Source organism: Phytoactinopolyspora endophytica, from assembly GCF_004138495.1.
Taxonomy (GTDB): domain Bacteria; phylum Actinomycetota; class Actinomycetes; order Jiangellales; family Jiangellaceae; genus Phytoactinopolyspora; species Phytoactinopolyspora endophytica.
In genome coordinates, this window is the sequence record NZ_ML142862.1 from 122,816 (window position 1) to 134,285 (window position 11,470).

Annotated in this window: 10 protein-coding genes; 5 read left to right on the top strand and 5 right to left on the bottom strand. The window is 66.6% G+C overall.

From position 1 onward, the window contains the following. Positions 1–153: 153 nt before the first annotated feature. Genes ELR45_RS23785 through ELR45_RS23800 form a run of 4 tightly spaced genes read left to right on the top strand, consistent with a single transcriptional unit; the run spans position 154 to position 3,468 of the window. Positions 154–435: a hypothetical protein gene (locus ELR45_RS23785; protein WP_129668560.1), complete on the top strand. Its 282-nt coding sequence runs from the start codon at positions 154–156 to the stop codon at positions 433–435. Next, complete coding sequence (locus ELR45_RS23790) at positions 432–1,979, top strand: replication initiator (protein WP_129668561.1); 1,548 nt, start codon at positions 432–434, stop codon at positions 1,977–1,979. The genes ELR45_RS23785 and ELR45_RS23790 overlap by 4 nt, the downstream gene beginning before the upstream one ends. Before the next feature lie 16 nt (positions 1,980–1,995). Next, entirely contained in the window at positions 1,996–2,181 is a 186-nt protein-coding gene (locus ELR45_RS23795; RefSeq protein WP_129668562.1) for a helix-turn-helix domain-containing protein, read from the top strand. A 33-nt stretch (positions 2,182–2,214) separates the two neighbouring features. Then, positions 2,215–3,468, top strand: a complete 1,254-nt coding sequence (locus ELR45_RS23800; RefSeq protein ID WP_129668563.1) for a tyrosine-type recombinase/integrase — start codon at positions 2,215–2,217, stop codon at positions 3,466–3,468. A gap of 64 nt (positions 3,469–3,532) precedes the next feature. Here ELR45_RS23800 and lpdA read toward each other — a convergent pair whose 3' ends face one another. Continuing rightward, positions 3,533–4,933, bottom strand: coding sequence for a dihydrolipoyl dehydrogenase (lpdA, locus tag ELR45_RS23805; protein WP_129668564.1), 1,401 nt, complete (start codon positions 4,931–4,933; stop codon positions 3,533–3,535). A gap of 46 nt (positions 4,934–4,979) precedes the next feature. Further along, a complete protein-coding gene (locus ELR45_RS23810; protein WP_129668565.1) occupies positions 4,980–6,533 on the bottom strand; it encodes an LLM class flavin-dependent oxidoreductase in 1,554 nt (517 codons plus the stop codon). Between the two features lie 97 nt (positions 6,534–6,630). On the opposite strand from ELR45_RS23810, the gene ELR45_RS23815 reads away from it, so the two are divergent. Beyond that, a complete protein-coding gene (locus ELR45_RS23815; RefSeq protein WP_129668566.1) occupies positions 6,631–7,167 on the top strand; it encodes a MarR family winged helix-turn-helix transcriptional regulator in 537 nt (178 codons plus the stop codon). 25 nt (positions 7,168–7,192) lie between these two features. On the opposite strand, the gene nucS is transcribed toward ELR45_RS23815, so the two are convergent. The 3 genes from nucS to ELR45_RS35720 all read right to left on the bottom strand — a co-directional run. Next, positions 7,193–7,855: an endonuclease NucS gene (nucS, locus tag ELR45_RS23820; RefSeq protein ID WP_129668567.1), complete on the bottom strand. Its 663-nt coding sequence runs from the start codon at positions 7,853–7,855 to the stop codon at positions 7,193–7,195. Positions 7,856–7,866: 11 nt separating this feature from the next. Continuing rightward, entirely contained in the window at positions 7,867–11,166 is a 3,300-nt protein-coding gene (locus tag ELR45_RS23825; RefSeq protein ID WP_129668568.1) for an error-prone DNA polymerase, read from the bottom strand. 18 nt (positions 11,167–11,184) lie between these two features. Further along, a partial coding sequence (locus ELR45_RS35720; protein ID WP_165368053.1) for an HNH endonuclease signature motif containing protein occupies positions 11,185–11,470 on the bottom strand: 286 nt, incomplete at its 5' end.

Sequence of the window (11,470 nt, forward strand, 5' to 3'; positions counted from 1 at the left end):
CCTCGACGGGCACCCCGAACCCGTCGCCGTGCGGGCGGCGTACGTCTCCGATGACGACATCGCCACCATGGCACGCGACTATCCCGCCCCGACTCCGGCCGTCACCGCCACAGGGGGCGTGCCGCTGCGGGTCATCCCGGGCGAGGTGATCGCATGAGCATCCGCATCACCGACGAGTCGATGACCAGCGACATCACCCGCCACGAAGCCCTGCGGGTGTACGGCGACGTTTGGGGGGTCTCCTGGCTGCCGGGTCGCCAGCTCGACCGCAACCAAGCCATCACCGCCATGACGCTGGCCGAAACCGTCACCGTGGCCGTTAATGCGGACGGGCCGGTCTGCACCGACACCATACGGACACTGATTGACACATGGGCCAGTGAACTCGGCCTGACCGGCCCCGGCGCCCTCACACGGGTGGTGACCGAGCGATGAGCGCGCCGACCTTGACCGATGAGACCCTCCGCGGGCTCGCCATCGCTGAGCGGGTGTGTGTCCGCCCCATCCTCTCGCGGCTCACGGATACCGAGACCGGCGGCACCCGTACCGTGCTCATCCCCTGCGGGTCCACCCGCGAGACGGTCTGCCCGTCATGTGCGGATCGGGCGCGACGCCTGCGCATGCAACAGTGCCGCGAAGGCTGGCACGCCACCGAAGAGCCCACCGACGACGACGAAGAGAACGTCGGCGAAGACCAGGACGAAGACACCACCGACGACAACGCCGACGACGAACAGGACCGGACGGGGCGTCGGGTGCGCTCCACACGTCGACGTGACGACGCCGACCAGCTACCCCGGCCGCCCAAGCAAGACGGCACCCTCGGCCGCACCTACGTCGCACCGGACGGCAAGCGGCTCCGGCCGTCGATGTTCCTCACGCTCACGATGCCGTCGTATGGCCGGGTCACGAGCGAGGGTGTACCTGTCGATCCGAGCAGATATGACTACCGGCGCGCGGCCCTGGACGCGATCCACTTCTCGAAGCTGATCGATCGGTTCTGGCAAAACCTGCGCCGCGCGACGGGCGTCACGGTGCAATACTTCGCCACCGTAGAGCCGCAACGACGCCTGGCTCCGCATCTGCACGCCGCCGTACGGGGCACGTTCCCTCGCGCGCTCATCCGCCAAGTCATCGCCGCGACCTACCACCAAGTGTGGTGGCCACCCCACGACGAACCCGTCTACGTCGGCGACGACATGCCTGCGTGGGACGAACACGACGGCGGCTACGTCGACCCGGACACCGGCCGGGCATTGCCCACCTGGGACGAAGCCCTTGACTCGCTCGACGCCGACCCGCGCTCCGAACCGGCACATGTCGTCCGTTTCGGCCGACAGGTCGACATGCAGGGCGTCTTGGCCGGCACTCCGCAGGCGGACTACGCCATCGGTTACCTGACCAAGTACCTCACCAAGAGCATCAGCGGTGACATCGATGACGCGGGCGAGATCTCGGCGGCTCGGCAGGCACACATTGACCGGCTTGCCGATGAGGTGCGCTGGCTGCCCTGCTCGCCGACGTGCCCGAACTGGCTCCGCTTTGGGGTCCAGCCCAAACACGCCCGCGCGGGTATGGCTCCCGGCTACTGCCGATCCAAGACCCACGACCGTGACCACCTCGGGCTCGGCGGGCGCCGTGTCCTGGTCTCGCGCAAATGGACCGGCAAGACCCTGACCGAGCACCGCGCCGACCGTGCCGCCGTCGTCCGCACCGTTCTCACCGACGCCGGGATCGAGATGGACGACCACGCCGAGTTTTCGGCAACCGCCACCCGGGCGGACGGCCAGCCTCGCTACGTCTGGTCGACGGTCAAACCTGGCGACGCCGACGCCCCCTCCTACCTACGGCTCATCGCCGCTGTCGTCCGGCATCGCCAACGCTGGCGCGCCCAGTACGAGCACGCCAAGAACGGCGCCGGACTACCCGGCTCGGATCTTTCGGCAACTCAACCCACACCCGTCGCTGATGCGGCCTGACCGAGAGGAACCCGTCATGGAACCCGTCGCCAGCATCGACCGCCTCTGGACCGTCGAGGACGTGTCGCACTACCTCGGCGTGCCGGTCAAGACGCTCTACCAGTGGAAGTGGCGCGGTGAGGGACCGCCCGTCCGCAAGATCGGCCGTCACCTGCGCTACGACCCGGCCGCACTCAAGACCTGGGTCAATCAAGCCGCCTGATCAATTTCGGCAACCAAACCACCAGGAGAACCGATGGGACACATTCAAGATCGCTGGTACCGACCCAAGCGCGACGAACGGACCGGCGAACTGGTCACGAACAGTCGCGGGAAGCTCGTCATGGAGAGGACCGAGCTCTACAGCATCGGACTGCGGTACAAGGTGCGCTACCTCGACCCGAGCAACCGAGAACGTTCGAAGTCCTTCCCCGACCGACAGCGCAAGCGCGCAGAGGACTTCCTGGTCGAGGTCGAGTCGGACAAGCGCGAGGGCAAGTACATCGACCCGAACGCAGGACGAGTGAAGTTCGAAGACGTCGCCCGCCGCTGGCTCGACTCACAGACGGTCGACCACACGAGCCGCGAGCGCTTCGAGACCCGGGTCAAGGTACACCTACTCCCCCGCTTCGGTGGCGATCCAATCGGGTCGATCAAGCCGAGTGACGTGCAGCGCTGGTTGCGCGGTCTCCAAGACGCCGACATCGCCGTGAACTCGCAGGCGCTCTACTTCGGGCACCTGGTGTCGATCTTCAACTTCGCGGTCGCCGATAAATTGATCTTGGAGAATCCTGCCGCCGCGCGCAGTGTCAAGCGCCCCCGTGCGAGCACCATAGAAGTCAAGCCGTGGCCGCTGGAACGGGCAAAGGCGATGCGAGATGCGCTCCCTACCCGTTTCAAGGTCGCCGTCGATATCCCGGCCAGCATCGGCATCCGTAAGGGCGAGTTGTTCGGGATCTCGCTCGACGACTTCGACCGCGATCGAGAGATCGTCAAAGTCCAGCGCCAGGTGCGGATAGTCCAAGGATGTGCGGTGTTCGCGCTCCCGAAGGGCGGTAAGACGCGCGAAGTTCCGGTGTCACCCGCGCTTCTGGAACGTCTGGACCTGTACGCCGATCATGATCCGGCCGTCGATGTGAGCCTTCCGTGGAAGCACCCGGAAGGTCGACGGGTCACGGTCCCGCTGCTCATGACGACGCCGGACGGATCGGCCCTCACGCCGAAGGTGATGGACAAGATCTGGATACCGGCGCTGAAGGCTGCCGGAGTCGAGACACGGACGCGCGCGGACGGGATTCATGCGCTGCGCCACCTGTACGCCTCCGTCCTGCTCGACGCGGGCGAGTCGGTCAAGGCGCTGTCGATGTACCTCGGTCACTCGGACCCCGGCTTCACACTGCGGGTGTACGCACACCTGATGCCCACGAGCCATACCCGGACACAGAAGGCGGTCGAGAACATGCTCGCGACCGCGCTCACCGCCGAACCAGATCTGCCGGAGGAGGCATGACGGCCCGGCGACGGCCTGAGACCTACATTGACCCGAGAAAGGCCAGGTCAGTGCGGGTCTCCAGTCACATGTTGATCATGTGGCCGGCGATGCCGTGGACGACCTCTTGAAGCGCCTCGGACAGCGTCGGGTGGGCATGGATGTTGCGGGCGACCTCGTCGGCTGTCAGGTCCCACTTCTGGGCGAGCGTGAGCTCCGGCAGCAGTTCGGTGACGTCCGGGCCGATCAGGTGCGCTCCCAGGATCTCGTTGTACTTCGCGTCCGCGACGAGCTTCACGAAACCGGCGGTCTCTCCCAGGCCGTGCGCCTTGCCGTTACCCATGAACGGGAACTTCGACGTCTTGACGTCGTAGCCCATCTCCTTCGCCTGTGCCTCGGTGTAGCCGAAGGCGGCGATCTGCGGCTGGCAGTAAGTGGCGCGCGGCACCATGTCGTAGTCGATCGGCATGGTCTCCACACCGGCGATGGCCTCGGCAGCCACCACGCCCTGTGCCTCGGCGGTGTGCGCCAGCATCAGTTTGCCGGTCGCGTCACCGATGGCGAAGATGTGCGGCACCGACGTGCGCATGTAGTCGTCGATGTCGATCGCGTTGCGCTCGGTGAGCTTCACGCCGCTCTTGTCCAGGCCGTAGCCCTCGACCCGCGGCCCGAAGCCGATGGCCTGCAGGACCTTGTCGGTCTCCAGGACCTCCTGCTTGTCACCGCTGGTGACGGTCACCTTCACCTTGTCGCCGCTGTCATCGATGGCGTCGACGCGGGTGGAGGTACGGACGGTGACGCCAAGCTTCTTGTACTGGCGAGCCAGTTCCTTGGAGATGTCCGCGTCTTCAAGCGGCACCATCCGGTCCAGGAACTCGACGATGGTGACGTCCACGCCGTAGTTGGCCATCACGTACGCGAACTCGACCCCGATGGCGCCGGCGCCCGCGACGACGACGCTGCCGGGCAGCTCGCTCTGCATGATCTGCTCTTCGTAGGTGACTACGCGCTCGCTGAGCTGTGTCCCGGGAAGCAGCTTCGTGGTCGCACCGGTGGCGATGATGCAATTGTCAAAGGTGACGGTCTCGTTGCCGCCGTCGTTCAGGGTGACATCGAGGGTGTTGGCGTCGGTGAACGTGCCCCAGCCGTCGAACTCGGTGATCTTGTTCTTCTTCATCAGGAAATGGACGCCCTTGACGCGACCGTCGGCCACTTCCCGGCTGCGCTCGTACGCCTTGCCGTAGTCGACGTGCACCTCACCGTCGAAGCTGATCCCGAACGTCGACGCCTGGTGCTTGACCAAGTGGGCCAGCTCCGCGTTGCGCAGTAGCGCCTTGCTGGGGATGCAACCGACGTTCAGGCAGACACCGCCCCAGTATTTGGACTCCACGATGGCCACAGACTTGCCGAGCTGTGCGGCGCGGATGGCGGCGACGTAGCCACCGGGGCCCGCGCCGAGGACGACGACATCGAAATGCGCACTCATAGACGACAGCCTAACGGTTCCCGACCGTCGCTCTTCGCAGGTCCGGTCACCGAATGCCGAGCCGAGCGAGCGGTTCGACCAGCTCCCGCTCTTCATAGGAAAGGTGCGAGAGCAACGTGTCTGTGAGCAAGTCCACAGCCTGCCGGACTCCTTCGATTCCGTGCTCGCCGCCCACGAGGCCCACCAGCGCCTTGTCGACCCGCTCCAACACACCGTGAATGGCGGCGTGTTCCTCCTCCAGCCGCTCGATCACGGGTCCCAGCCGCCCGTCGGCCCGGCGTAGATGTGGGAACATGCTCCGATCTTCGATCGTGTGGTGCGTGGCCACCACCCGGCAGTACGACTCGCAGTAGGTGCCGAGCGTCCAATTGTTCTGCCGCATCGTCATCGTGTTGATGTGCGACCGGGCGGCCTCGGCATCGATCTCCCCCGCCGCGACCTGATCTATGAGCCCACGCAGCTCGGCCAGCTCGGCCCTGAGGTGGTCATGGACGTCGACCAGATGCTGTCCACTGGCCCGCTCGTGTGCGGTGTACTCCCGATCGGACGCGGGCACCGGCCCACTCGGCCGGTCATCCTCGCTCCAGACTCGTTCGCCGCTGAGCCGGGTGCCGTCGTCGGGCGTCGGCGTGACGCCCAACGCGGCAGGCACCGATGCCCCACCGGAACCGTCGTCCGGCAGCGGCGGCTTCACGCGGTCGCCCCCGCCTTCTGTCGCCCGTTCCTGCTCCACCAGCTCACGCACGGCGGGCACCACCTCGGCGGCGAAGCGACGGATGGTCGTGGGGTCGTCGGCGGCTAGGATGAACGCACTCAGGCCCTCGGTCACCGCCAGTTCCGCCAATTGCTCGGCCCACACCGTCGGCGGCCCCTGCAGGAACTCGGTGCCCGACCCGCTGAAGCTGCCCATGAGGTTGTACAGCCGCCGGATGTCCGACGGGTCGCGGCCCGCTTCCACCGCCGCCTCGTCGATCGCCTTATTCATCTCCGGCAGCGCTTCCGGACCGGCGTACGGCGAGCTGACGGACCAGCCGTCGGCGTGCCTGCCGGTGAGGCCCAGCATCCGCTTCTTCACCGCACCCACCCAGATGCCGATCTCATGGGCGGGCGCCGGCCCGGGCTTGGCGCCCCAGACCCGGTAGTGCTTGCCGTCCACGCGCACCGCGCCGTCGTCCGGATGCCACATGGCGCGGATGATCTCGATGCCTTCCTCGAGGGCCTCGATGTTCTGTCCGACAGTTCGCGCCGGTCCGCCCATGGCCGCGATGGGCTCCAGGAACGGCCCTGCCCCGAGCCCGAGCTCGACTCGGCCCTCAGTCAGGATGTCCAGGCTCGCCGCGCTCTTCGCCAACACCGCCGGTGGCCGCAGTGGCAGGCTGACCACGTTGGGCATCACCCGCACACGAGAGGTGCGGGCGGCGACCACCGACAGCAGGGTCCACGTGTCCAGGAACGCCGGCTGGTACGGATGGTCTTGCATGGTGACCAGGTCGAGCCCGGCGTCGTCGGTCAGCTGTGCCAGCTCGACGACGCGGCCGGCCTGCGCGGCCGCCGGCGTGATGAAGGTCCCGAAGAGCAGCTCGTGCCCGTAGTCGGTCATGTGCATCCCTCTCGAATATGCTCTGCCCTACAGATCATATGTCATCCTGAACGTCTTCTATGCCGCAATTCTTCCGGGTCCGGCATAGACTGTTCGCATGGCTACCACGACGGGCGGCGCCGGTGTCTCCACCGAGATCAACGGACTAGAGTCCGATCTCGGCTGGGCGCTCGGCCGCGTCTTCCGGGCCTACGTCAAGATGTTCGACGCCGCTTTCGACCAGCTTCCCGGTGGGCCTCGCGGGTTTCACATCCTCACGGCCACCACCAAGGCCGCGCCGCGCAACCAGCTGGCACTTGCGCAGCACCTCGGCGTGGACCGCACCGTCATGACCTACCTCCTCGACGACCTGGTCGAGGCAGGGCTCGTCGAGCGTCAGGCTGATCCCACAGACCGCCGCGCCCGTCTTGTCGTCGCCACGGAGCGGGGCCGAGAGCTGCAGCAACGCCTGGAGAGTCACCTCGCCGCCGCCGAAGACCACTTGCTCTCCTCGCTCGACGAAGCCGGGCGGTCAACGCTGCGTGTCCTTCTCCGGCAGGTCGCCGAACGTGTGCAGGATCTCGACCCAGTCGTCAACACCTGCGACGTCGTCGAGGACATCCGCCGCGAACTAGGGGTGTCCGACACGTCCTAGGCGGCAATACGGACGTTCGATCCGGTTAAAAGAGCCGATCCGACGGGTCGTCGACGCCGCGCAGCGCGTTGTAGTCGACGGTCACGCAGGTGATGTCCCGGTCGTTCGCCAGTGTCCGCGCCTGGGGTTTGATCTCCTGGGCGGCGAAGACGCCACGGACCGGGCTCAGCTGCGGATCCCGGTTGAGCAATTCGAGGTATCGGGTCAGCTGCTCCACGCCGTCGATCTCGCCACGACGCTTGATCTCGACCGCGACGGTGGCCCCGGAGGCGTCACGACAGAGCAGGTCCACCGGCCCGATCGGAGTCGGATATTCGCGACGCACCAACCGCCAGCCGTCGCCGAAGGTCGTCACGTTCTCAGCCAGTAGCCGCTGCAGGTGCGCCTCGACGCCGTCCTTCTCCAATCCGGGGTCGACGCCCAGCTCGTGAGACGAGTCATGCAGGATCTCGTCGATCTCGATGACCAGCCGGTCATCGGTCTTCGTGCTCTGCACGGTCCAGGCATCGCCGTCCTCGACCAGCGTGCACGGTGGACTCATCCAGTTCAGCGGCTTGTAGGCACGGTCGTCGGCGTGGATGGAGACCGAGCCGTCCGCCTTGACGAGAATCAGCCGCGTGGCCAACGGCAGGTGAGCCGTCAACCGGCCGGCATAGTCGACCTGGCAGCGGGCGATGACGAGACGCATGACGACTGACGCTATCGGAAGTCGCGGCTGCCCGTGCTACCGGTCACCTTCAACGGTGCCAGCCGGATGGCGAGCAGGTTGACCGCGCCGTCGTTGCGCTCCAGCTTGCCATCGACGACGACGGCGGTCGACTCCAGCGCTATCCTGCGCTGACGCTGCCACACGCCCGGTGGGCAGATGACGTTGACCATGCCGGTCTCGTCCTCGACGTTCATGAACACGACGCCGCCCGCCGTGGGAGGACGCTGCCGGTGGGTGATCAAGCCGCCGATCAGCAGCCGTTTCCCGTCGTCAAGGTCGCGCAGATCGACCGCCCGCACTGCGCTCCACTCGTTCAGCTGATCCCGGACGTGCTGCACCGGGTGGCTGTCCGGCGAGACACCGGTGGCCCAGAGGTCCGCGAAGGTCTGCTCCACCGCCGTCATCTGCGGAAGCGACGGAGCGTCGACCCCCGGCATCGTTCCGGGCAGCTGGCCGGGCTTGTCATGCGACAGCGCGCCGACCGCCCAGAGCGCCTCTCGACGGTCGAGCCCGAAGCACCCGAAGGCCCCCGCGGTGGCCAGCGACTCGAGCGCGGCCAACGGCACCCGGGCCCGCCGGACCAGATCGGCGATGTCGTCGTACGGCCGTTCGTCGGCGATCCGCTGGGCGACCTCCTTGCCAAGCCCACGCACCGTCGACAGGCCCACGCGGATGGCGGGCTGGTCATCGGCCGGCGCATGCGGATGGTCGGACTCGACGGGGAGGTCTTCCTCCAGCGTCGCCTTGACGTCGCTGGCGTTGATGTCGACGCCGCGGATGGTCACCCCATGCCGTCGCGCGTCGTCGACCAGCGTCTGCGACGAGTAGAAGCCCATCGGCTGGTTGTTGAGCAGCGCGGTGGTGAACACCGCCGGGTAGTACCGCTTCAGCCAGGCGCTGGCATAGACGAGGTAGGCGAAGCTGTAGGCATGTGACTCGGGGAAGCCGTAGCTGGCGAAGCCGAACAGCTTGCCGTAGATGTCCTTGGCGACGTCCTCCGAGATGCTGTTCTCTGCCATGCCGCCGAGTAGGCGGTCTCGGAGTCTCTCGATGCGCTCCTCGGAACGTTTCGAACTCATCGCCTGCCGCAAGTGGTCGGCTTCCCTTGGGGAGAACCCGGCGCACTCGATGGCGAGCTGCATCATCTGCTCCTGGAACAGAGGCACCCCAAGTGTCCGCTCGAGTGCGGGCTCCATGCTCTCGTGCGGGTATTCGATGTCTTCTTCGCCGTTCTTGCGCTTGATATACGGATGGACTGAGCCGCCCTGGATCGGTCCCGGCCGGATCAGGGCCACCTCGATCACCAGGTGGTAGAAATTGCGCGGCTTCAGCCGGGGCAGCGTCGCCATCTGGGCTCGTGACTCGACCTGGAAGACGCCCACCGTGTCGGCGTCGCACAGCATGTCGTACACGGCCTCGACTTCTCCGGGGACGTCGTGCAGTGAATGGTGGATCCCGTGGTGCTCGGCGAGGAGATCGAACGACTCCCGCAGCGCCGACAGCATGCCGAGACCGAGCAGGTCGAACTTGACCAGGCCGGCGGCCGCGCAGTCGTCCTTGTCCCACTGCAGAACACTCCGGCCCGGCATGGTCGCCCACTCGACCGGGCAGACCTCTCCCACCGGCCGGTCGCAGAGCACCATGCCGCCGGAATGGATGGACAGATGCCGCGGCAGCCGAAGCATCCGGTAGACCAGCTCGACGACGTCGTCTGGAATGCCGATCTCGTCGGAGATCGGCTCATGATGACCGATGTGCTTCGACCACCCGTCGACCTGACCCGGGCTGTAGCCCAGCGCCCGGGCGACATCGCGCAGCGCCATCCGTAGCCGGTAGGTGTTGACGTTGGCTACCTGCGCCGCCTTGTGCCGCCCGTACTTGTCGTAGACATGCTGGATGACCTCCTCGCGCCGGGCGTTCTCGATGTCGATGTCGATGTCCGGCGGACCGTCGCGGTCCTGCGTGAGGAAACGCTCGAAGAGCAGGCCGTACCTGATCGGGTCGACGGCCGTGATGCCCAGCGCATAGCACACGGCAGAGTTGGCCGCTGAGCCCCTGCCCTGGCAGAGAATGCCCTTGTTCTGGCAGAACCGAATGATCTCGTAGACGATCAGGAAGTAACCGGGGAAACCCAGCTCCTCAATGACGTCGAGCTCGCGCTCGATCTGCTGGTACGCCTTCTCGGTGTCCGGGCTACGAGGGCCGTACCGGTTCCGTGCACCTTCTTCGGCCTTCACACGCAGGTAGCTGGCGTCGGTATGGCCTTCGGGGACCTCGCGCTCCGGCAGTTGGGGGGCGATGAGCTTGATGTCGAACGCACACGCCCGCCCCAGCTCAGCGGTGGCCTCCCGGACTCCGGGGTACCGGCTGAGCCGCTCCTCCATCTCGACGCCGTTGCGTACGTGTGCCGTGCCGTTCGCGGGCAGCCAGCCGGCCATCTCCTCCAGGCTGCTGCGGGCGCGGACGGACGCCAGCACCTGGGCGAGATCGGCGTCGGCCGGGGACGCGTAGTGCACATTGTTCGACGCGACCACGCCGACGCCCACGTGCTGGGCGAGCTCGAACAGCGTGTCATTGCGCTCGTCGTCGAGCGGCTGGTCATGGTCGATCAGCTCGACGAAGACGTTCTCGATGCCGAACATGTCGACCAGGCGCCGTAGCTCCTTCTCCGCCGCATCGGCCCCATCCCTCTCCAGCGCCGCTGGCACGAGGCCCTTGCGGCAGCCGGTCAGGACTGCCCAATGGCCGTCGTGCCGCTCCGCCAGCTCATCCAGGTCATAGGCCGGGCGACCTTTCTCCCCTGCCATATGGGCCTCGGTGATGGCGCCGGCGAGCCGGCCATACCCTTCCGGGTCTCTGGCCAGGACGAGTAGATGGTGACCCTCGGGATCGGGGACGCCGGCCTGCCTGGCCCTCAACTCCAGACTGAGCTCGGCACCGAAGGCGGTCCGCAGCTCCCGTCCGGACTGCTCGCACACATCACGCACCGCTTCGGCGAAGCGCACGACCCCATACATGCCGTCATGATCGGTAATGGCCAGTGTCTCGACGCCCTGCATGATCGCCTCGACTGCCAACGCCTCAGGCTCCGACGCACCGTCCAAGAAGCTGTACGCGGAGTGGCAGTGCAACTCAGCCCAGGCTGGCCCGGTGTACTTGGGAAGCCCAGGCGCCGCGTTCACTTCCCTTACTTCCCTAGGAAGCTTCTCCCCATCGCTGCGCCAACCGCTACCCCACGACAGGGCTCGTTCGAACTCCCGCCAGGGAATGTTCGGGTTATGCCATCCCATGAGGACCTCGATGTTCGCTTAGAAGGGCGGGATGTCGGGTTCGGTTGGTTCCCTCGCTGGGGGTGGGTCGGGTTCGGGTGTCGGTAGCGCGACGCGAGGAAGCCTCACGATCTGCTGGTGACCGGTGGGACTGGTCCAGCGCTGCACTCCGGGCTCGAGCTGCTCGACCGTCCATCCGGCACGGTGTTTCTGCAGATGACAGGTCTTACACAACAGCGAGCAGTTGCAGGCCGAGGTGGGTCCTTGCGGGTAGGGCACCCGGTGGTCGATCTCGCATCGGTAGGCGGGCTGGTGGCAGCCGGGC